This window comes from Silvibacterium bohemicum (genome assembly GCF_001006305.1).
In the GTDB taxonomy this organism is placed as follows: Bacteria; Acidobacteriota; Terriglobia; order Terriglobales; family Acidobacteriaceae; genus Silvibacterium; species Silvibacterium bohemicum.
The window spans coordinates 215738-236250 of record NZ_LBHJ01000014.1; the positions used below are offsets into that span (position 1 = coordinate 215738).

Genomic DNA, 20513 nt, shown 5'->3' on the forward strand with positions numbered 1-20513 from the left:
CGGTTTGCTGGCGGCGAGTTTGCTCAGGTTTGCGCCTATCTTGATTTTGCTGCTTGTAGCACACCTCTTTAAAGAGAACCCAATTTAGCAAAGCACTCCTGAGCGGCCTCCTGATTGGTCCCTTAGGTAACCCACAGAAACTCGGTCAAGGAGCCCGTGAGGACAAACATGAATATCGATCGCATCGACCATGTGGTACTGACTGTCAAAGACATCCAACAAACCTGCGATTTTTACGAGAACGTGTTAGGTTTCGAGGTTGTTGTTTTCAAACAGGGACGAACGGCGCTTCATTTTGGGGAGCAGAAGCTCAACCTCCATCAACGCGGCAACGAGTTCGAACCGAAAGCAGCTGCACCCACGCCAGGGTCTGTCGATCTCTGCTTCATCGCAGAAACTCCAATCGAAACCGTCCGGCGCGAGCTTGAGGCCAAAGGGGTGTCTGTTGAAGTGGGGCCTGTAGAGCAAATTGGTGCTGTCGGCAAGCTGCTCTCTGTGTATCTACGAGATCCAGATCGTAACTTGATCGAAATTGCGAACTATGTTCCTGGGTGATGCTTTGTGATTCGGCCTTTGTGAAGCAGTGCACTTCATTCGGAAGGTGTCGTCAAACGGTCAATCGTGTTTCTGACATGGACGGAATCGAGTTCGATCACTACTTGGCCCCCGTTGGCGAGGGACATCGTCTGTCGGTCTCGGGTACTCCAACCGAGCCATACACCCACATTGCAAGGACTAGAGCGAAATTTCTACAGATTAAACATTTCAACACCAACACTGACCAGTTAGGTCAAAGGAGAACTCACATGGCATCGACTCAGCACAAAATCACAGTTAACGCTCCGGCTGCCAAGATCTTCAACGCCATATCGACAATTGAAGGACTTAAAGGATGGTATACGCCAACAATAGAAGGTAATACGGCCAAAGGACAGGAAGCCACCTTTCTTTTCAGCGGGAAGAAGTCATTTCGATGGAAATTTGTCGAGATCAAGCCTTTTACGCATGTGAAATGGGAGTGTCTGGAAGGGCCCGGAGCAGCTCGTGGCACCTCGGTGTCGTTCAGTATCGAGGAGAAAGGTCCCCATCAAGCCTCGGTGGATTGCGACCACGATAACTGGCCTGACGGACATGGAGCGATCAAGACGTGCAATACGCTCTGGGGCATTCTCATGGGGCACCTGAAGCAGTACGCGGAGTCGGGCCACCCGGACCCCGCATTCAGCTAAACATCGAAAGGGACTGAAGGGAAAACACTATCTCCCTCACGTCCCTGTTTCAATCGGAGCCTCGGAAATGAGTGCAAGCGCGGCGAATGCGATCAGAGCAGCTGAAGCGGGAGAGTTGTCTCTTATGATTGCCGCACTTCTACTCGTGAATGGCGCAGAGACGAGACAGATCTACAAGTCACTCACGGACGCCGGCAGTGCTCTAGGTTACGAAGTTAACATCATCATCACGCTTGAAACATTGATTGTCCATACGGAGGTGGACGGGGTCGCAGCTATTCGGATCGGGCACCACTTGCCGGCGCCCATCGTCAACATGACCCTGATCGATTGTGTGAATCAAGCAATAGAAACAATTAAAAACGATCCCTCTGAGTGGCGCAGCGTGATATGCCGCCTCGAGAAGTTACAAAATATCAAAGCACTCTATTCAGCAAATGTCATCGCCGTTGGGATCGGCATGTCTGCTGCATCCCTCTCACACATATTCGGAGGAGACTGGTACATTTTCTCGATTGTCTTTATTGCTGCCACCGTTGGAACGTTGGTGCGTCAACGATTCGTTCAACTCGGTCTTAATGGTCTGGTCGTGCCTTTCTTAGCGGCTCTCAGCAGTGGCATCGTGGGCGGAATCGGAATTCACATTCACCATAGTTATAACGACTATCTGTCGCTTGTCGCGCCCGCAATGCTCTTGGTACCCGGCGTTCCCCTGATCAATGGAATACGCGACGCGCTAGGAAATAATATTCATCTTGCCGAATCTCGACTAACGTTCTTCACCTGCGTCACCGGAAGTATAGCCTTAGGCCTCTTTGTGGCCACTTGGATTACAGGAGTACGAATTCCGGTTGTGGGCTCAATGACGCTTCTGCCACTCCTAGAAGATGCCTTGTTCACGGCGATCACCACAGTTGGGTTCGTGTTTCTATTCAATGTCGGCTACCGCGTTGCATGGGGCTGCATTATCTGCGGACTATGTGGGCACACTTTGCGCAACGCCCTGATGCACGTCGGTCTGGATATGGTGTGCGCTACTCTGGTCGCGTCCAGCGTATCGGGAACGATGGCACAGTTGTTTGCAAGACAATATGCGACACCGGCCTCTACGTTTGCTTTCCCCGCCGTTCTTGCCATGGTTCCCGGCGTATTCGCGTTTCGGTTTGTCATCGGCTTTCTTCAAATCACGCACCTGCAAGGGCACGCCTCCGCCGAATTACAGGCAGAAACTTTAGCCGCACTTGGAACTACTGCTTTGCTTGCGCTCGCCATCTCCGTCGGTCTCGCAATTCCCCTGTTCTTTTCTGTCAAGCCGCATCCGCATGGATTTCGACCAATCTTTTCACCGCAAGCAAAATGCCATGGACGGAGCGTAGATGCGGCCTAGACAATACCATGCATTTGCCGCAGTGCTGTCGAGAACACGAGGCGACCTTACGCTCGAATTCTTTACTAAGCGTGATGGACTTATCAACTTATGAGCATGAATGCACTGCTTCACAAAGGACGTACGTGTAGGTTTGGTAGCGGCGTACTCATTGTTATCGTGCTGGCGGCCTTAGCTATGGTTAGGTCCGGAATAGCTCAGAGTGCACCCGAATTGCCGAATGCGCCGTGGCACGCACCGATCGAATTGAGTGTTGCAAAGCAAGCACATTTAACACCGGATGCCATACTTGCGCCGGATACGAAAAAGACGTACTCGCTTGCTGAGCTTATAGACCTTGCGGAGTCTAACAACCCAGAAACACGGCTCGCCTGGGAGCGAGCTCGTACTCAGGCAGAGGCACTTGGAGTTGCAAAAAGCGAACTCTACCCAACTCTCGCGACTCTGGCGATCGCAGATGCGAACCGTGACCAGGTATATCTGGACACACGCTTTTATCGCCAGACAAATGCGGCCATAGAAGTGCCGCTGGATTTGAATTACACCATTTTCGATTTTGGGGCACGATCTGGTCGTATCGATGCCGCACGAGGGGACTTGTTAGCGGCCAACTTTTCGTTCAACGATGTGCATAGGCGGCTGATCTACGAAGCGTCGACTTCTTACTACCAACTACTCAACGCGACCGGGCAGGTGGCGGCTGCCCAAGCAGCTTTGGCGAATGCACAGGCGGTCCAGCAGGCAGCCGAGGCTCGGCTGGGAAACGGGTTGGCTACATCGCCTGACGTGCTCGAAGCGCGTGCCGTCACTGCACAATCGGCCTACGATTTGCAGGCTGCAATTGGCGCCGAGGAGGTAGCCCGCGGAAACCTCCTAACCGTATTGGGAAACTCTCCAGCTTCGACCATCATTGTGCAGCCAATCGATGAGCTCAATATTCCAGATTCCGTGGAAAGTTCAGTTGACAGCCTCATCGATCGCGCGCTGGAGCAACGTCCAGACCTGATGCAGCGGATTGCAGCGATTCGCTCGGCGACAGCGCGTTTAAAAGAGACGCGAGCGGCATATTATCCCTCGCTGCGAGTCCACGCCTATCCCGATCCGCAGGCCTTGTATAGTCTTCAGCAAACCTTTCCTTGGGGATTTACAGCTGGTTTGAATGGAGATGTCAGCTTTCAGTTGGAATGGAACTTGTTCGATGGTGGCGCGCGCAGGCACCGGACAGCAGAAGCTGCCGCTCAGCTTCATGCTGAGCAGGCAAACGCTGCGGTGACACGGGACAAAGTGGAAAACGAAGTCTGGACCGCCTATTCAAATCTCAAGACCGCATTCCGCCAACGTGAGGCGGCATCTGCTCTGTTGACAGCAGCCGATCAGTCGTACACCGCCGAGTTCACCTCCTATCATGCCGGTGTCCGCAACTTGCTCGATGTAACTGAAGCGCAGCAAACACTAGCTCGCGCCCGCTCAACGGACGTGCTTGCACGCACGCAGGTCCTCACAGCACTCGCCGCACTTGCCTTCGAAACAGCGGAAACGATTCAGCCCAAATACTCGAGGTCACACCCATGAAGCGAACACCGGGGGCACGGCGGATCTGGGTAATAGTTTTCTACTGCGTCTGTCTCGACGGCTGTTCGCAGGCTCCCGCGTATGACGTCATGGGCTCGCTGTTTCCAGCGTGGCTTGTCTGTATCGCAACAGGAGGACTGCTGTCGCTGATCGCACGAATAATTTTGTTGCGACTGCGAGTCAACCTACCCTTCCCGTTCTTGGCGTATCCCTGCCTAGCGGCTGCCTTCACCTTTGGTATCTGGCTGATTTTTTATTGATTCTTGAGGAGGGAACATGGTACCACCGACGTTGGAAAAGACTGCCTACCGTCCACTCGAGAGATGGGGCACGTTCATTATTATGGCCTTTGCATTGTTGCTTGGACTTACTGTCCTATGGCGCTCGGATCATCACCCGCGCACTGATGATGCGGAGGTATTCGCCAACTTCATCGGCATAGCTCCTCAGGTGGAAGGGCCGATTCTACAGCTGAATGTCCGCGACAATCAGTTTGTAAAGAAGGGCGATTTGCTCTTTGCGATTGATTCACGGCCGTACCAATATGCATATGAGCGTACTTTGTCACTACAGGCAATTCTGGAAGGACAGATTCAGGACGAACAACGCCGCATTGCAGCGCAGGTAAGTGGCGTTTCCGTAGCGAAGGCAGGCATTGACACTGCCGAAGCGGATGTCAAGCACTGGGCTGCAGCGATCGAGGAAGCCAACGCCGACGTAACTCACGCCGAGCAGGGTGTTGCAAGGGCAAAGGCAGAATGGACCTATGCGAGTGACAATCTGCAGCGGCTGGAGCCGTTGCTCCAACGGCAGTTCGTAACGGTGGACCAGGTCGATCGCGCACGTAGCGTTGAGACCGCACAGGCAGAAGCGCTGAAGCAAGCTCAGTCACAGCTGGTGATGGCGCAGGCCGAAGTTAAGTCGGCAGCAGCCCAATACTCGCACGCTGTTGCCGCGGTCGAACAAAGCCACGCGCAGCATCAGCAAGCACAACATTCCGTTCTAACCCTCGATCCATTGATAAGCCAGCGCGGCGAACGTGCAGCGGAAACAAAAACTGCTCGATACAACCTCGATAATTGCGCCATCTATGCGCCTTTCGACGCTTTTGTTACTAATCTCACCATCTCAGAAGGAGAGTATGCCCATGTTGGGCAACAGGTTTTTGTTTTGATCGATGCACGTAAATGGTGGGTCTTGGCAAACTTCCGAGAAGGGCAACTTCGTCACATCCGTCCCGGCATGGCTGCTGATGTCTATATCTTGTCGCGGCCTCACGAGCGCTTTCAAGGTGTAGTAGACAGCATCGGCTTCGGCGTGACGCCGGACGCGGATGTGCTGGGTCATCTTGGGCCCGGATTACCCGACGTCCAACGCACACTTAACTGGGTACACCTGGCCGCACGGTATCCGGTGCGGATACGTGTTGAGAATCCACCCCGGGATCTATTTCGAATCGGGGAAACCGCAGTAACCACGATTCGCGGGTACTGAATATGATCGTCGATGCACAACGTTCCGCTGTTGCACAAGCCACGCCCTTGGCATGGCTCAGGAGTTTGCTCCGCGAGGAACTCGCACCTTATCCAGGGCGAGGAGCGCTGGTGGCTCGCATGGTGATTGCAGCTACCATCGTAATGCTGATAACGATGATCTTCCGCATTCCTTATGGCGCGTATGGAGCTATCTTTGCGCTCACAATTACGCGCGAAAGTCCCGAAACAACTGTTGAGGCCGTCAAGGTTTTGGTTCTCGGCTTTGCCGCAGCAGTAGCGATCGTCTTGCTGGGGGCGATCATCGTTTCCGGGGAGCCTATATTACGTCTGGTTTGGGTACTGTGTATATTCTTTTTGATTTTCTTTGCTCTCAGCGCGATGTCAAATTCCGGCGCGGCTGCTCGCTTCGGATATCTCATCATCATCACCACACCGCTTTGGGATCAACATGTCTCTTCTGAGAAAAAGGTGGAAAGTACACTCTGGGCTATCGGCGTCATCTCTTTTGCCACCATCATCACGGCTGTAATTGAGATAGTCTATGCCCGCCTTCAGCCGATCGACGTTGTGACCGTGTCGCTGATCGAACGGCTCGAGGGAACCGCGTCCCTATTGCGATCGTTTTCCGCGGACATCTCGGACAGCCCCAGTGAATCGAATGTAGAAAGATTGAGCATGCTAGGAACATCGCGTATGCGGCGCGATCTCCAGCGCTCAGGTTACTCCCGGGGCTACGTGCAGCAGATGGGAGCTGTTGTCGCACTCGTCGGAAGGCTGGTCGACCTTGCCTCGACCGTCCCTCAAATACTGGGCAATCCTTCCCCAGCTTCCCGAACGCAGATGAAGAGGTTGGCCAGTCATCTACAAACCATGGTCGATTATTTGCTCGGGAACTCAATCACCTTGCCGAGACCAATTCAGGGAACGACTGACAATGCCGACATCGTGCCGCTTCTGTCTGAGATGGAACTTACTACGGCACTGATTATCGAGACTCTTTCGGGCGCAGAGGCGCCAGATTATTTGGCGCTGATACAGAAAGATGAACCACATCATAAGCTGTTCTTACCTGATGCATTTTCAAACCCCGACCACATCCGCTTCGCTATAGGCGGAGGGCTCGCAGCCTGCACATGCTATCTCGCCTACAACCTAATCGACTGGGCCGGTATCAGCACAGCAGTAACCACTTGTTTCCTCACTGCACTAACGACAGTTGGCGCGTCGCGGCAAAAGCAAGTTCTCCGGTTCAGCGGTGCGATCGTAGGCGGAATCCTCCTTGGATTCGGTGCCCAGATGTTTGTTTTGCCAGCAATGGACTCTATCACCGGTTTTCTCCTGCTGTTTATCGCAGTATCGATCGTGGGCGCTTGGTTTGCTACGGCCAGCCCGCGGGTATCTTACTTTGGGAACCAGATGACTATCGCGTTCTACCTGATAAACCTGGAAGAATTTAGGTTCCAGACTTCGCTGATCGTAGCCCGAGACCGAGTCGTCGGAATTCTCCTCGGTTTATCCGCGATGTGGTTAATCTTTGACAAATTGGCCGGCCGAACGGCTGCAATGGCAATGAAAAACACGTTTGTCTCTACACTGAGGCTAATGGGAAAGCTCATGCAGGAGCCTGTTACGAGCGATCGGCGGGAGGGAATAGAACGAACCTATACTCTTCGGGAAACGATCAACTCCAATTTTGAGAAGCTGCGGCAGCTCGCGGACGGCGTGACACTCGAGTTCGGACCGTCGCGTGATCGTGATCTTGCACTCAGACGCCAATTGCTTGGCTGGCAACTTCGACTCCGTCTATTGTTCCTCGCACGTGTCAATCTATTGAAATACCGGCTCCGGCTCCCTGGCTTCGAATTGCCCGCGTCTGTTGACAATCTTCAAAAGACATTCGATGCAAGAATCGCTGGAATCTTTGCGGCTATGGCTGACCGTGTCGATGGTCGCGCCGATCACGTGGACGAGGATGCAGAGGTGCTTCTTTTGCAATTGGAGCGAGCCGTCAGTGAATACCAATCCGAACAGTCCGGCTATTCGACGGAAAACCGGATGCAGACGTTCTTGTCTTTGTCGCGCCGAATAATCGAGATCGCGCGATCTCTCGATCAAGAGATGGAATACATCGAAGTTGCGGAGCAAACCCATGCCTGAGATCACATCACCAAGGAAAGAGAGGATTAGAGAAATGCAATTGATTAGCCACAGTTTCAAAGATGGAGAGCCCATTCCCGGAGAGTTTGCCTTTGCGGTCATCGACCCTCAACACCATATCGCTCTCAGCGCAAACCGCAATCCTCACCTTATGTGGAGCGACGTGCCTCCGGGAACGATGTCCTTTGCTTTGATTTGTCACGATTATGATGTTCCCGTGCTTGTCGAGGACGTGAATAAAGAAGGACGCTCAATACCAATCTCTCAGCCCCGTGACACCTTCTTTCATTGGATACTAGTGGACTTACCGGCCAACGTACGCGAAATCCCCGCTGGCAGTCACAGCAACGGAATCACTCCACATGGAAAGCCGGGACCCGAAGCCCCACAAAACGCCCTTCACGGAATTAACGATTACACGAAGTGGTTCGCTTCCGATGAAAACATGAAGGGGGCATACCACGGCTACGACGGGCCATGTCCTCCATGGAATGATCTTCTCATCCACCACTACGTTTTCACGTTATTCGCGCTCGACGTATCCCACCTTGAGATAAAGGGAGAAATCACCGGGCAGAGTGCCCGGAGCGCGTTGAACGGACATGTTTTGGGCAGTGCGTCATTGACTGGAACTTATTCTCTCAATCCGGAGGTTAGCCAACGAACGCTGGATATGAGAGGTTGAAGACCTTTGCGAAGAGATGCAGAGTGAGCAAACAGCCACTAAAGAAAGGCTCCATGCGGAAGCATTGGATGCCTATTTCGGGTAGGAGCACGTTAGTTAGCAATTTCTTTGCATGATGAGCAATAACGCCTATGCGTGCTATTGCGATAAGCATGTCGGGCCTTTCTACGACAGACCAGTAGCTGGCCCGTACTTGCAGTTGGGGTCCGATTATGCGGCGGCTAAGAGTAACTATGGACGGTCAGATCGCCGTCCTCGCAGTAGCGGAAAAAGGCTCCTTCGAAGCAGCCAGTAAATATCTCGGGATAGGTAGATCCGCCGTGCGTAAACGCGTTCAGAGTGTGGAAGCCGAAATTGGGACTTCTGTGTTTCGGGTCATGGGAAAGCGAATGGTGCCGACCGAAGCTGGCAGTCTCTATCTCCCGTCGGCGCAGGAATCAGTCAGACAGGCATGGATCGGCATGGATCGCGTGCAGGCGTTCGTCCGGGTACTCACGAACGATCTGCGCGTCGGCTACTCGACGTACCTAAACACTAAGCTGCTCGATATAGTACGGCGTATCCGACCAGAAAGCATGGGCTCTTTGACGGTGACGAGAGAGAGCCTGATGACGTACCAAGCAGTCGCCGGAGTTTTACAGGGAGACCTCCATGTCGGATTTGGAATCCTTCCGGTCCTAGAACCTGACTTGTCAACTCGTCTGCTCTTTGAAGAGCCTCTTATGGCATGTCTGCCTGTCGGACACCGCCTTGCGACCAGATCGACGATTCGGCCAGAAGACCTTGAGAGAGAGAATCTGGTGTCTCTATCACGCAAAGGACTCCCTGGCAGGCATCAGGACATCGTGACGCACTTCGAGAGCCTCGGTGTATCTCTCAAATTCGCAACTGATGCTTACTCAGTAAAGGAAGCTCTATGGCTCGTGACACAAGGGACTGGCATCTCACTCATGACAAGATTCTCCGCTTCGGCATATCGCTACGATGTTGTGGTAAGACCGATCTCCGACCGACTGCTCACAGTAAAGAGTGGGATATTCACTCGCCGAGATCACAGCCAGAAACTGATCAGCGACTTCGTGGATTTGGCATGGGCAGAGACTGCGTCTCTGCGTGCAAATCCAAATTGACCCAGGCAGTCCAACTGCAATTAACGACAACTAAACCAATACTTCGGAGGACATCTATGCGACGCTTCTTTCTCTCCCCTGTTGCAGGTTTGCTCATCCTAACCGCATGCAGCAGTGTGAATAAACCGAATGATACAAACTTCAAAATCGCCATCAACCGCTATCTGACGAAACATGGCGAAGCCTGTACAGAAACTGGTAAGCAGTTTCCGGTGGATGTGACCGAGACTGAGCAGAGACTTCAGGCTGGTACTGCTTCACAGATGGCAGTGTTGGAACAGGCGGGCCTGGTGCGTTCGAGCAATACGACAGCGGTCGTTCATGGGATGACAAATACCTTACGTGGCCTGGCTCCTCCGCAACCCGTTAAACGCTACGAGCTCACATCCGAAGGACAGAAATATTTCCGGCAGACCTCCGGCATGTTCGGGCAAACAGCCAGCTTCTGCTACGGAGAGAAAACGGTCGAGTCAATTGTGAAATGGACAGAGCCTGTGACGATGGGTGCTGCGACGCAAACCGAGGTCACGTACACCTACAAAATCGCAGACCTGGCACCCTGGGCGGAGCGACCCGATGTACAGCGCGAGTTTGGGGACATGCGATCGATCATTAATGGAATATCGAGGTCGAACGAAATCGCAGACCTCCAGTTGACCAATCAAGGCTGGGAAGTTCTAGGACAATGACATCGACCCGGTTGTTACCTTACTTCTCGGCGATGAATTCATGCGGCGTGCGAATCTCCGCGACGTGACGCCATCCGTCCTGGTTCACCACTTGCACGATCACGTCGATGGACCGGTCACACTCCTCCTCGACGTCGTGCAAGGGAACACCTCCTCCTGAACCACGCATGGCAAGCTGCGCCAGGCGCCGCAGTGCATCAGTGGCGCTATTGGCATGGATGGTTGTGATCGACCCACGATGCCCTGTATTCAAAGCATCGAGGAAGACGCGCGCCTCGGGACCGCGAATCTCGCCGACGATGATGCGGTCGGGGCGATGCCGGAGCGCGGCCTTAAGCAAATCCGCGAATCCAATCTGACTCTTGTGGGTATCGAGCTGGGCTTCGGCGGAGATGACGTGCGGCTTCTTTATATATAGTTCGGCGACATCTTCGAGGATCAGGATGCGGTCGTCGTCTGGGATGAAATCGGCGAGTACATTGGTGAGCGTCGTCTTGCCCGATGAGGTACTTCCTGAGATCAGGAGATTGTCTCCGCGCTTCACAGAGTTCGTCAGAGTCTCGGCCTGTGCTTCCGTCAGTGCCTTCCGGTTGATCAGGTCATCAATGGTGAAGTTCCGCGAGGTGAACTTGCGGATGGTCATCATCGGACTTGGGTTGACTACCGGAGGGATGAGCGCCGCCATGCGGCTGCCATCCGGCAGACGTAGGTTCATGATAGGTGAGTCGGCGTCGAGCTTCTTGCCGAAGCGATTGGCGATCACTTCAAGACCTGTTAACAACGCTCCGTCATCAAACCGGACGCCATGCTGCAACACAATGTGACCCTTCTCTTCGATCCAGACCGAGCCGTCAGGATTGACCATGATCTCGGAGATGGTCGTATTCATCAGCAGATGCTCAATCGGCTTTAGGAACGGGATGATAATTTCAAAACTCATGCAGGTATCCTCTCCGGGTCGAATGCGATCTGTTCCTGGTCGAACCAGCTCATATCGATAGGCAGGAAGTCGGGTTTGAGGTAGCAGTAGGTCGGCGGCAATGGGCTGATGCCGTCGAAGGCTACGACGATGGATTGTGCATTCTTCAGGTCGAAGAAGACTTTTTCCTCGAAGAGCGGTTCTTTATGTTTTTGGTACTGCTTCGAGGCGGAGACTGAGCCTTTGCTGGATGACGTCCGGCCCGAGAGCAGACCGACATTGGCATTGGTGCTGGATTCGGAGACGATGTAACTGATATGGGTGCGGTCCTCTTTGCCGCACAGCTCCGATGCGTAGCGTGCGGTCTCTGGGTCGGAGGTGGTAAGGAAGACTTTGGTGCGGAACGCCTGCAGCAGAGTCTTCACACCGTCATTGGTTAACGCTTCCTTGAGACTCGACACGCTCTGCGTAGCGACGATGGGGATGCACTTCGGCTGGCGGGAGAGACTGAGGAAACGTTCATCGCCATTGGGATTGTCGCCGCCGACCGTGGCGAAGTTCTGGTATTCGTCGCAGATGAAGACGGTCGGGCGGTAATGCCTGTCAGGTTCGGCGTCCATCCTGGGGATGCGTAGCTGCACAGCCCGTTGATAGTCCACCTTCATCATGGTGCCGATGGTCTTCGCCAGTGCCGGGTTCAGGGCGACGGGAAAGTTCAGGCCCACGACCGCGCCCGATTCGATAAGGTCATCGAACGCTGGAAGGACCCTACCATTGGGGTCCGCAGCGCAGGGCTTGCCTTCGTACATATCTTTTGGCGGGCAGAAGACACGGCGTACCTGCGGGTCTGTTTCAAATAAGGAGAGGAAGACGACGATGCCCTGGATGATCGAGGTCTTGACCTCGGAGCGAAAGAACTTCCAGTGCTCCCAATACCAATACCGGACGCTCTCGAAGCGGTCGCGCTGATCCGGTCGATATGGTTTGCGGGTATAGACTCCGAACTCCGCAGAGGTCTGCTGGACAAGCAACTGTTCTAACTCGTCGGTCCAGCCAACAAGGTAGAGGTCCACGTCCTGGCGCCACTCGAAGCCAAGCGGAGATAGGAAGGATTCATATTCTCGATATGCGTCTCTACTGATGCCGATGTAGCTGGCCGTGCTGAAGCGTGAGCCAACCTCGTTCAGCATCTGTTCGAGCGTCCCGGCGCTGATGACGGTGCGGAAGAGATCGACCATCGTGAGGTATCCATCGCGGATGCGGTGCAACAGGATGACGTAGCGCATGAGGTCGGTATAGGACTGCTGCCAGAAGGGTTCCCGGCCCTTGCCCCATATCGAGGTGATGATGGAGGCGATGTTGAACGCCTGCGCGTAAGGATCGAGCGAGTTGTTCAACGGGTTGTAGCGGATGTCACCGGTAAGCGAGACCTCGACATAGTCCTGTTCGCGTCCGCACCATTTAAGGATGCGCTGAAGCTGGCGGCAGAGATCGCCTTTGACTTCGAGGACGATACCGGAGAGCTTTCGTTCCGGGTCGTCGGCGCGATATGCGAACAACTGGCGCATCGCCGGTAAAATCAGCCCATAAGTTTTGCCACTCCCTATAGAGCCGAAGGATGCGATGCCGGTGTAGAGACCGCGCTCAGGGATCGTGAGCCAGTATGGAAACGGGCCGGGGTTGGGCACGAGCTGCCGATGCACCTCCCCCAGAACAAGAGAGAGTTTCCGACGCGTGCGGGGATCGGAATAAGTAGGAAGGACCCCAAACTCCAGTTCCGAATCTTTCCTATAGAGGTGAACGTAGGCCAGCGAGAACAGGAGGGAGAAGAACAGAAACGGCGTGGTGTAGAGGAACAGATCGTAGCCTTGCACCATTATGCGGAAGGTCGTTGGCTGCTCGTATGCGATCAGGTGCAGCAATGGATCGTCTATACGGGCCGGATAGAGGGTATGGAGAACGATGCCGCAGGCCAGGCTGAGGCCGATGGAGAGCAGCAGGCGATACTCGACCAGCAGCCGGACGAACTTCTGAAGACGTGGAGACTCGCGCATATGATGAACCTCCTACGCGTGGGTTGATGCGCTCGTTGGCGACGGTTCGGACTTTGCCGGAGACGGCTTCGCGATGGCGGCGGGGCGAGAAGTATTAGTGGAGGCGCTGACCTTGTACTTCTGGAAGTCCTCTTCCTGGGTGAGTGCGAAGCGCAGCAGCTCGTTGACGACATAGTTGGTTTCGTTGTTCGACCACTCGGCCATCAACTCGACGTCGTCGGCGATGGTCTGATCGATGGAGGATTGCAGCTTGGCACGCCGAATCCTGCTGATGCCGTGTTCCAGTTTCAGTTTGCTCATGGAGTTCTCCTGTGGATCAAGTTGGAATCTGTTATGTATCCGTTCCGGCTGCGATATGGATCAGCGACGAATGCTGAACTGATCCGGTTTGTATCCAGCGCGGATGACCGGAATATCTGCGCTGGATACTTGGTGTGCGTGAGGTGGGAGCGACCAGCGCGGCGGAGCCGACGCGGGAGGTGCGAAGCACCGGGGTCGCTCCCACCTCACGCACATACTTTCCCTAACCCCGCCTATCTGCGTAACTCGTTGTACCTGCATTAGTAAGCTCCTTTCCCGCGTGTCCGTTCGCGTGCCCGCTACCGTGCCCACTCGCCCTCGTGTACTGGCTGGTTATGTTGCACCGCCGAAGTCGGATAGCTATATGGAAGAACCACGGTGGAGAACGTTGCACGCATGGATGTCTGAAGAAAACGCTGCCGTATTTTCTCCTCACTGGAGCTTCCCATCTTCCATGCCGCGTAGAGTGCCTGGTGTTCGAGCGAGGTGTACAGCCCCTCTCCCTCGCGCAGGGTCTTAAGATCACTCGAAAGAACACCTTGCCCACCCACCTCGGACTGTTGCCGGACCGCGAGAAACCGGATGAAGTGATCAACACCGAGCGGCGTCATTGGCGTCACACCGCGCATCTGGTCCGCAGGAAGAAAGCGACCGAAGGCAGCTTTCGCCCGCGCGGAGTTGCTCTCATTGTCCGCAACAAAGACCAGCTCAAACTCGCCGAGCGCGGCAAACAGCGGCTGGTACTGTTTGAGGTAGCGCTCGAAGCGAGTTGCCGTCACCTGGCCTTCGTCGAAGAAGACGAAGCTGGGGACGCCGGTGTTCGAGACCAGGATGGGGAAGCCATCGGGGAAATACATCAGGCGTCCGGCGTAGCTCCGGGGCAGTAGCTCGGAACGGACACCGCACTGCGTCGTGAAGAAATCGACCTTGCTTGCCTCGTCTTCCAGGATGTTCGCGCTCAGATGTGCGAGGACGATGTCGAGCACCATGAGCCGGGACTTAATATAGTTATCGCCCTTGATGCGGCGGTTCTGCGAGTCGGGGCGCCCCACCGCTTCATAGACCGGCTTCGAGGCAAGGTGATAGATGTGCCGTCCCTGGCCGCACTCGATCACGCGGAGATGGTGAAGTCGGGACGCTTTTTCAAGGAAACGCGTGGGCATGGCCCCGCGATCGCACTGGACAAACTGGCTGTACTGCCGCCGCAGGAAGTAGCCAGAGTGTACGGCGACCAGATATAGGAACGATGCTTCGCGTTCGAGATAGCCGACAGCTTCGAGGGATGAGATTGGGTCGTAGTCGATTGTCATAGGTCCAGAATGTCCTCCATCAAACCGTGGTCGTCTTCGATCTTGGCCGTGAGCGAGGCGCGGTCGGAGGCCGAGGCGTAGTTGCGGAAGCCTGCCTGCGCTTTAGCGCGCAGGTGACCCGCGTGATACGCGGCGGTAAGAACCTCGATGTCCTCATGGCCGGTGCGCGACCCTTGGCTGGCATCTTGCCCCTCTTGGCGCGGGAGGTCGTAGTCGATCCGCGCGTCGGGAATCTGAATCTTTCCATCGACCAAGGGGAGCTCGAATCGCTCGGCCACTTCCTCTTTAATCTCTGCCATGTCGCGCTTCGGATCGGCTTTGCGCTCGGCATAGATGGCCTTCTGCACATCAGACTTGATCTCGAAGTCGAGGCGCACGCGCAGGTTGCTGCCGCCCCTGCCCTCGATGCGTTCGGCTTCCTTCTGATACGCGCGATAAATCTGTGAGTCGTGTTCGGCCTCGCGAGGCTTGACCAGACCGGCGTAGACCCACTGGTCTTTGGGCAGGTCGCCCTGCTTCAGCAGCAGGCGGCGACCGTCTTTGGTGAGCGTGACGACTTCGACGCGTTCGATCGTGCGCCGCTGTCCGTCACGGCGCAGGTTGACATGCGTGGTCTCCACAAGCCCCTTGTCGCGGAGATACCGGAGGTCATTCTCCAGCGGACGAGCTTTGCCGTTGTACAGCGTCTCGCGGAGGTCCGCCGTGCGGACGACGCGAAAGCGCCCAGCTTCGCGCAGGAGTTGTTTCTCCTCGGGGCGCAGCTCCAGACCGACGATGTTGCCGATGGATCGTGCCGGACGGCGCGGGTCCGGCGAAGCAACGGGACGGCGGCGCTGGCGCGGCACATCGCGCGGTTGCTCCGCACGCTTGCGCGCCGCCTCGGGGCGCGGTGGGCGACGGTCCGCAGAGCGATCCTCCAGAGACTTTAGGCGATGGAGGATGGGATTTTCGGGCGGCTTGCGCGTGACGTTGCGATCACCCGACGATCCCGAAGCGGTGTCGCTCCCCTCGCGGCGCCGGGGCTGTTCGTGCGGAATATCCAGTCTCATGCACCCTCCCCGTCATCGGCGCGCTCCGCAGGCGCAGGCGCAAACTCTATCGAAGTCTGGGCCGGTGCTGATTTCGCGACGGACCTTTTCGGTCGCTCAACGGCAGGAGAAACCGGCGGTGCCTTCGGCCCGTGGCCGACGATACGACGCACGTCGTAGTCGGCCACGCAGGTAAAGCGGTCCATCTCTCTGTCGGCGGCTTCGCGCATCGCGCGGACCTTGGCGACAAGGTCGGGCGTGCGGTCGAGGTACTGGTCTTCCGACTGCATGGCTACTGTCCCTCCTCATCACCGAAGCGCGAACGTATCTCGTCAGATAGCTCGTTCTTCCCGGTATGGATCTCCTGATCAAAGTGCCTGAGTTTGCGGCCTGTGTCGCGCAGGAAGAATTTGCGCTCGATCCAGATGGTGAGGCCGAGGATGTTAGCGAAGAGCAGAGCGCAATAGAGCGCGATGCTCTTGAGGTAGCTGTGGACAATCAGGCTGCGCCACGGCGTGAGGAAGTGGAGCGTGTGCATCGACCAGAAGCCAAGCGCAAGAAAGATCAACGTGGCAACAAAGGCGGCGTTGGCGATCATCGGTATCCCTTCCGCCGCGAACGGTGCGCGGCATCGTCAGAAGAAAAGTGGAGAGGCGTCAACCTCTCCGCGAAAAAGGGAGGATTGTGTTAGCCTCCCTCGCCGAAATCGACCAGTGCTTCGGGACGATCCAGCTTTTGAATGCGGATGGCATGAACGGCATAGTTGGTTTTGCTGACCGAATGGGACTCGCCCGCTACGACGACCGTTCGGGGCTGATCCTGGCTGCGAAGCTCGCCTTCGATTTCGAGGTAATCGCCGCGCCTCATCCCACGAACCATTCCGCAGAAGAATGGACCAGGACAGATGATGCGATGCCAGTCGGTGCGCGGGGTCCACTCATTGGTGAGAGGTCCCAGATGCCGGACACTGTTGCCAGCAGTAGGACCGCGTAAGCATCTTCGGCGATTCCATCCGAAGGGGGCGCCTCGGCGTTTTTGCCGAGGAACCCGCGAAGCGTGACGGTGTTGGTTATGTGGAATTGGGGCGGTTTTGCCAGCGCGATTTGCCGCGTCGCCTCTGGCCCCCAGGCGCCTGCTACCGCAGATGTCACGATGAGTTGGGTCAGCATTATTCTTCTCTTTCACTGAGCCGCATGGCTGGCGCGGCTTCGATTTGCAGCAGACGGTCTGGAGTCGGCACATCCCGAAGATTTGCGATGAGCTTTTCGTAAGCGGCCAGACCATCCTCGACCGCGGCCAGTTCAGGCTCAGAGAGCGGGATATCTTGTCTCAGTCTCAGCAGATTGGCTTTGGCTTCGAGGATTTGCGCGCGTGTGGACTCCTTTGCCACATAGAACGAACACTGCGCACACGCCATGCGATGGGGGCATTGATCGAAGAAGTCGTAGGTGCAGTATCCGTGGCCGAGATCGAAGAACTTCCATGCCTCCTCGGCGGCCAGTCCTTTGCGAACAACATCCTGATCGATCAGCACTTCGATCGCACGGATATTGCGTTCGAAGTAGCCGGCCTTTTCGTAGGATTTGGTCAGCTTCGATGGATTGATCTTCGCGTAGTGCTGTGTTGAGGACGGATGCTTGTGACCCAGCCATGCCTGGAGTTCGAAGAGCGACATCGGTTCACGCGCATTGAAGAGCTGCGTGGCGATGGTGCTGCGCGCCCGGTGACTGGTAATACGGCCGCGGACATCCTTGTCGGGGATGCCCGCTTTGGCGCACAGTACGGGGATCAGCGTGTTGTTCAGATACGCGCAGCCAAGTGCTTTTGAACGATACGCGAACAGGTAATCGACCAGTTCGCCAGTCTTTGGATCGATGATTTTCATCTGTGTGGGCCGGTCTTTTTCCCAGGCTTCGATCACTTCACCAACGACTGTATCCACAGGCTTTGAAAATGCCGTGCTTGTTTTGCTGATGGGGATGGACAGCAGACAGACGCGTTCGCCCGGCGCGTTTTCCTGCCAACGTATACATCCCAGCCGAAGCCTGCGTATCTCATCCCAGCGCAGTCCAGCGAACAACCATACGACTGATAGCGCCCGCACCAGTGGCAAGGGATAGAAATAGGTGTCATTATTGCCTGGGTTACCACGGAAGGGCAGGTCCTTTGCAGCGATGTTCAAGCCCGCCCAGATCAACTTGGCCCACACATCATCTGCTATAACGCGGGGATCAGTGCCGATGAGCGCTCGCAGAGAGCGCGGAAGACGGAACGCGACGTGTGGATCAAAAGACCGTGGGATAGTCTCCCAGTACTGCAGGTCACGGAAGAAGGTCCGCAGCGAGGAGAGAACGCTGGCCTTGCTCCTCGCGAGCATGGGCTTACCGGCGCTGTGGAACCAGCTCTTTGTTGTGCTGTGCGCCCATTCGCAGTTTTTGAGATTGAGGCACATCACCACGGCTTCGGCTGCAACGGCGCGGGTCCACTGCGCCGGGCCTTCGATATGGGGGCGCGTCGCATGGAGCCATCGCCCTACCGAGAGAAGCTGACAGTAGATCCGGCTCCGAGAGGTGCGAGACAGAGTGGATGTTTCATGCCAGTACTTCGCCAAGCGTTCCCACTCGTAAGGGACATTGGCGAGGATGGCCTCGGGGGCTTTGTCTGCCAGCTTCGACTTGAGTCCAGGCCGACGAACTGGCTGCTCGATGATTCCATCCGACGCCAGCAAGCGAGCTAGCGCGATCACGCACTTCTCTAACACGCCATTCCGCTCTTGAAGTTGAAGCAGAGCTACCTCGGTGATGTCTTCTATGCGGGGCGACCGCGTGATCAGCATCAACTGAGCCAGCGTGAGCGGCACCTTCCGCAGTGTGCGCGGTCCATAGCCCGACTCCGACAACCTGGCGCTGATCTTTTTCTTGACGGCAGCGAACCTCTTGAACCCGAAGATCTGGAGGGCCAGATACGAAGAGAACTGCCGCCGCTTGGGGAAGTTCATTAGTCCCTCAAAGCCCCGCAGCAGGAAGGCCGCTGCGATGATGGGATTGCCCTCGTGTCTGCGGCGCTCTACGACTTCGATCCACTCCGCATCACTCCATGCCCACAGGGAGCGATCCCGGCGGCCCATCTCTTCCAGCAAGTAGAAAACGAGAGACCGGCGCCTTACCCCTCTGATCTCGATGTGATCTAAAACGTCGTGCATAGGGCGCACGAGCCGTTCAACAACATCGAGCGATGGTTGCCGGGTCTTACTGGACTTAATGCGCGACGGTAGTTCCACCGTAAGGAAGAGTCGCTCTTTCGCAGTCAGGCCGTGTGCTTGATCGTATTGACTTGCGTCGATCGGCCAGGTCCATGTATCTGTTCTTTTTCTCACGCTCATCGAAACAGCCTCCCCATCCCTTCGAGGCGCTGCTGATGCAGTTGCGCCATTGTGGCGTTGAACTTGGCCGCCAGGTCGCGTGCGCTCAGATGCACGTAGATCATGGTGGTCTCTATGCTGCGATGGCCGGCGAAGGTTGCGATCTCGTGGATGTCCCAGTCCGCTCGCGCCAGATCGGTCAGACACAGATGCCGCAGCGTGTGAGGCGTGAAGCCCGCGGCGTCGGCGCGCCTTGCGATGGCGGTGACGATCTTGGACCACGCCCAGATCGAGACGGGTTGTGCGCGGTTGCGCGGTGACTGCGACAGGAACAGTCGCCCGCGCTGCCGGCTCAGTGTGCGGCGGTGTTCAAGATACTGCCCATACAGCTCATCCGTTGTTACCGAGTAAGGCAGGACACGCGACCTGCGATTCTTGGTGGTCTCGGCACGGACGTGGATGGTGCGACGCGATGGATCGATGTCGCTTGTTTCAAGCAGACACAACTCTTCCCGCCGAAGTCCGGCATCGTAGCTCATCGCCAGCATCAGGCGATTGCGAATAGGCTCTTTCGCAGTCTCGCTGAGAACACGACACCATTCTTCCTCTGTTGGAATGGTGGGCAGCTTGTGTTCTCGTCTTACCAGTGGCAGCGATGAGCGGCCGTCACCACGGCGGTATGGATTCCTTGTGCAGCGCCCCTCTTCCACCAAAAAGTCGTAGAACATCCGCAACGCAGCGAGGTGCTGTTGGATCGTCGCATTCGCCATGCGGATGTCCGGCTCCTCCGGCGCAGCGGATGGCTTCACTAAATCGCGCAGATAAGCTCCAACGATTTCCTGCCCGATCTCATGAGGTCTTTTGTCATAAGAGTTGAGGAACCGCAGGTATCGCTCCAGATTGCGGCCGTAGGCACTTAGCGTGTTGAGAGCAAGCCCACGGCACGCCTGGAAGCCAAGCCATGCACGAGCGTCTTTCTCGCCCTCTACAAGTGGAATGCGGTCCCATTGAACTTCACTGATGAGTTGGTTAGATTTCACTCTGTTCTTCTCCACGGCGTGATTTGTCGATTGAGCGAGCCTTCTGGGCCGCTCGTCGGCAGCCAACTCATCGTGACATCTGCGGTAGCAGGCGCCTGGGGGCCAGGGGCGACGCGGCAAATCGCGCTGACTAAAACCGCCCCAATTCCACGTAAC

21 protein-coding genes are annotated in these 20513 nt (G+C 55.9%); 10 read left to right on the forward strand and 11 right to left on the reverse strand.

The genetic code is table 11. The annotated features are described in order from the left end of the window. The first annotated feature begins 168 nt into the window (after nucleotides 1–168). The 10 genes from XX99_RS20915 (at nucleotide 169) to XX99_RS20960 (ending at nucleotide 10345) form a co-directional block, all read left to right on the forward strand. The gene (locus XX99_RS20915) at nucleotides 169–555 is read left to right on the forward strand and encodes a VOC family protein (RefSeq protein ID WP_050061355.1); all 387 of its coding nucleotides are present in this window, start codon (nucleotides 169–171) and stop codon (nucleotides 553–555) included. A 251-nt stretch (nucleotides 556–806) separates the two neighbouring features. Continuing rightward, nucleotides 807–1229, forward strand: coding sequence for an SRPBCC family protein (locus tag XX99_RS27810; RefSeq protein ID WP_184085221.1), 423 nt, complete (start codon nucleotides 807–809; stop codon nucleotides 1227–1229). Between the two features lie 67 nt (nucleotides 1230–1296). Further along, a complete protein-coding gene (locus tag XX99_RS20925) occupies nucleotides 1297–2616 on the forward strand; it encodes a threonine/serine exporter family protein (RefSeq protein WP_050061357.1) in 1320 nt (439 codons plus the stop codon). A 213-nt stretch (nucleotides 2617–2829) separates the two neighbouring features. Beyond that, nucleotides 2830–4188, forward strand: a complete 1359-nt coding sequence (locus XX99_RS20930; protein ID WP_050061358.1) for a TolC family protein — start codon at nucleotides 2830–2832, stop codon at nucleotides 4186–4188. After that, a complete protein-coding gene (locus tag XX99_RS28705; RefSeq protein ID WP_050061359.1) occupies nucleotides 4185–4448 on the forward strand; it encodes a YtcA family lipoprotein in 264 nt (87 codons plus the stop codon). The genes XX99_RS20930 and XX99_RS28705 overlap by 4 nt, the downstream gene beginning before the upstream one ends. Before the next feature lie 16 nt (nucleotides 4449–4464). Next, nucleotides 4465–5682: an efflux RND transporter periplasmic adaptor subunit gene (locus XX99_RS20940; RefSeq protein ID WP_050061360.1), complete on the forward strand. Its 1218-nt coding sequence runs from the start codon at nucleotides 4465–4467 to the stop codon at nucleotides 5680–5682. A gap of 2 nt (nucleotides 5683–5684) precedes the next feature. Continuing rightward, nucleotides 5685–7841: an FUSC family protein gene (locus XX99_RS20945; protein WP_050061361.1), complete on the forward strand. Its 2157-nt coding sequence runs from the start codon at nucleotides 5685–5687 to the stop codon at nucleotides 7839–7841. Next, nucleotides 7834–8526 carry a YbhB/YbcL family Raf kinase inhibitor-like protein gene (locus XX99_RS20950; protein WP_197081918.1) on the forward strand — a complete coding sequence of 231 codons (693 nt, stop codon included), beginning with the start codon at nucleotides 7834–7836 and terminating at the stop codon, nucleotides 8524–8526. Before XX99_RS20945 ends, XX99_RS20950 begins: the two co-directional genes overlap by 8 nt. A 233-nt stretch (nucleotides 8527–8759) precedes the next feature. Next, the gene (locus XX99_RS20955) at nucleotides 8760–9656 is read left to right on the forward strand and encodes a LysR family transcriptional regulator (RefSeq protein ID WP_050061362.1); all 897 of its coding nucleotides are present in this window, start codon (nucleotides 8760–8762) and stop codon (nucleotides 9654–9656) included. 56 nt (nucleotides 9657–9712) lie between these two features. Beyond that, entirely contained in the window at nucleotides 9713–10345 is a 633-nt protein-coding gene (locus tag XX99_RS20960; RefSeq protein ID WP_050061363.1) for a hypothetical protein, read from the forward strand. 19 nt (nucleotides 10346–10364) lie between these two features. On the opposite strand, the gene XX99_RS20965 is transcribed toward XX99_RS20960, so the two are convergent. The 11 genes from XX99_RS20965 to XX99_RS21015 all read right to left on the reverse strand — a co-directional run bounded on the left by XX99_RS20965 (nucleotide 10365) and on the right by XX99_RS21015 (nucleotide 20423). Then, nucleotides 10365–11285 carry a CpaF family protein gene (locus XX99_RS20965; protein WP_050061364.1) on the reverse strand — a complete coding sequence of 307 codons (921 nt, stop codon included), beginning with the start codon at nucleotides 11283–11285 and terminating at the stop codon, nucleotides 10365–10367. Continuing rightward, complete coding sequence (locus XX99_RS20970) at nucleotides 11282–13318, reverse strand: type IV secretory system conjugative DNA transfer family protein (RefSeq protein WP_050061365.1); 2037 nt, start codon at nucleotides 13316–13318, stop codon at nucleotides 11282–11284. The genes XX99_RS20965 and XX99_RS20970 overlap by 4 nt, the downstream gene beginning before the upstream one ends. 12 nt (nucleotides 13319–13330) lie before the next feature. Further along, nucleotides 13331–13618, reverse strand: a complete 288-nt coding sequence (locus tag XX99_RS20975; protein ID WP_050061366.1) for a hypothetical protein — start codon at nucleotides 13616–13618, stop codon at nucleotides 13331–13333. Between the two features lie 299 nt (nucleotides 13619–13917). After that, nucleotides 13918–14928 (reverse strand): hypothetical protein, encoded by a 1011-nt coding sequence (locus XX99_RS20980; protein ID WP_050061367.1) that lies wholly within the window; start codon nucleotides 14926–14928, stop codon nucleotides 13918–13920. Beyond that, nucleotides 14925–15977 carry a hypothetical protein gene (locus tag XX99_RS20985; protein ID WP_050061368.1) on the reverse strand — a complete coding sequence of 351 codons (1053 nt, stop codon included), beginning with the start codon at nucleotides 15975–15977 and terminating at the stop codon, nucleotides 14925–14927. The genes XX99_RS20980 and XX99_RS20985 overlap by 4 nt, the downstream gene beginning before the upstream one ends. Then, nucleotides 15974–16246: a hypothetical protein gene (locus tag XX99_RS20990; RefSeq protein ID WP_050061369.1), complete on the reverse strand. Its 273-nt coding sequence runs from the start codon at nucleotides 16244–16246 to the stop codon at nucleotides 15974–15976. The genes XX99_RS20985 and XX99_RS20990 overlap by 4 nt, the downstream gene beginning before the upstream one ends. Before the next feature lie 2 nt (nucleotides 16247–16248). Further along, nucleotides 16249–16554: a hypothetical protein gene (locus XX99_RS20995; protein WP_050061370.1), complete on the reverse strand. Its 306-nt coding sequence runs from the start codon at nucleotides 16552–16554 to the stop codon at nucleotides 16249–16251. Between the two features lie 89 nt (nucleotides 16555–16643). Then, entirely contained in the window at nucleotides 16644–16823 is a 180-nt protein-coding gene (locus XX99_RS21000) for a hypothetical protein (RefSeq protein ID WP_050061371.1), read from the reverse strand. Next, nucleotides 16820–17125: a hypothetical protein gene (locus XX99_RS21005; RefSeq protein ID WP_050061372.1), complete on the reverse strand. Its 306-nt coding sequence runs from the start codon at nucleotides 17123–17125 to the stop codon at nucleotides 16820–16822. Before XX99_RS21005 ends, XX99_RS21000 begins: the two co-directional genes overlap by 4 nt. Further along, nucleotides 17125–19338 (reverse strand): tyrosine-type recombinase/integrase, encoded by a 2214-nt coding sequence (locus XX99_RS21010; protein WP_082125790.1) that lies wholly within the window; start codon nucleotides 19336–19338, stop codon nucleotides 17125–17127. The genes XX99_RS21005 and XX99_RS21010 overlap by 1 nt, the downstream gene beginning before the upstream one ends. Then, nucleotides 19335–20423 carry a tyrosine-type recombinase/integrase gene (locus tag XX99_RS21015; RefSeq protein WP_184085217.1) on the reverse strand — a complete coding sequence of 363 codons (1089 nt, stop codon included), beginning with the start codon at nucleotides 20421–20423 and terminating at the stop codon, nucleotides 19335–19337. Before XX99_RS21015 ends, XX99_RS21010 begins: the two co-directional genes overlap by 4 nt. Nucleotides 20424–20513 lie beyond the last annotated feature (90 nt).

Excerpts from the sequence above, each read along its gene's own strand:
- XX99_RS20915 (WP_050061355.1), top strand. The coding sequence starts at position 169 with ATGAATATCGATCGCATCGACCATGTGGTACTGACTGTCAAAGACATC.
- XX99_RS27810 (WP_184085221.1), top strand. The coding sequence starts at position 807 with ATGGCATCGACTCAGCACAAAATCACAGTTAACGCTCCGGCTGCCAAG.
- XX99_RS20925 (WP_050061357.1), top strand. The coding sequence starts at position 1,297 with ATGAGTGCAAGCGCGGCGAATGCGATCAGAGCAGCTGAAGCGGGAGAG.
- XX99_RS28705 (WP_050061359.1), top strand. The coding sequence starts at position 4,185 with ATGAAGCGAACACCGGGGGCACGGCGGATCTGGGTAATAGTTTTCTAC.
- XX99_RS20940 (WP_050061360.1), top strand. The coding sequence starts at position 4,465 with ATGGTACCACCGACGTTGGAAAAGACTGCCTACCGTCCACTCGAGAGA.
- XX99_RS20945 (WP_050061361.1), top strand. The coding sequence starts at position 5,685 with ATGATCGTCGATGCACAACGTTCCGCTGTTGCACAAGCCACGCCCTTG.
- XX99_RS20950 (WP_197081918.1), top strand. The coding sequence starts at position 7,834 with ATGCCTGAGATCACATCACCAAGGAAAGAGAGGATTAGAGAAATGCAA.
- XX99_RS20955 (WP_050061362.1), top strand. The coding sequence starts at position 8,760 with ATGGACGGTCAGATCGCCGTCCTCGCAGTAGCGGAAAAAGGCTCCTTC.
- XX99_RS20960 (WP_050061363.1), top strand. The coding sequence starts at position 9,713 with ATGCGACGCTTCTTTCTCTCCCCTGTTGCAGGTTTGCTCATCCTAACC.
- XX99_RS20965 (WP_050061364.1), bottom strand. The coding sequence starts at position 11,285 with ATGAGTTTTGAAATTATCATCCCGTTCCTAAAGCCGATTGAGCATCTG.
- XX99_RS20970 (WP_050061365.1), bottom strand. The coding sequence starts at position 13,318 with ATGCGCGAGTCTCCACGTCTTCAGAAGTTCGTCCGGCTGCTGGTCGAG.
- XX99_RS20975 (WP_050061366.1), bottom strand. The coding sequence starts at position 13,618 with ATGAGCAAACTGAAACTGGAACACGGCATCAGCAGGATTCGGCGTGCC.
- XX99_RS20980 (WP_050061367.1), bottom strand. The coding sequence starts at position 14,928 with ATGACAATCGACTACGACCCAATCTCATCCCTCGAAGCTGTCGGCTAT.
- XX99_RS20985 (WP_050061368.1), bottom strand. The coding sequence starts at position 15,977 with ATGAGACTGGATATTCCGCACGAACAGCCCCGGCGCCGCGAGGGGAGC.
- XX99_RS20990 (WP_050061369.1), bottom strand. The coding sequence starts at position 16,246 with ATGCAGTCGGAAGACCAGTACCTCGACCGCACGCCCGACCTTGTCGCC.
- XX99_RS20995 (WP_050061370.1), bottom strand. The coding sequence starts at position 16,554 with ATGATCGCCAACGCCGCCTTTGTTGCCACGTTGATCTTTCTTGCGCTT.
- XX99_RS21000 (WP_050061371.1), bottom strand. The coding sequence starts at position 16,823 with ATGAGGCGCGGCGATTACCTCGAAATCGAAGGCGAGCTTCGCAGCCAG.
- XX99_RS21005 (WP_050061372.1), bottom strand. The coding sequence starts at position 17,125 with ATGCTGACCCAACTCATCGTGACATCTGCGGTAGCAGGCGCCTGGGGG.
- XX99_RS21010 (WP_082125790.1), bottom strand. The coding sequence starts at position 19,338 with ATGAGCGTGAGAAAAAGAACAGATACATGGACCTGGCCGATCGACGCA.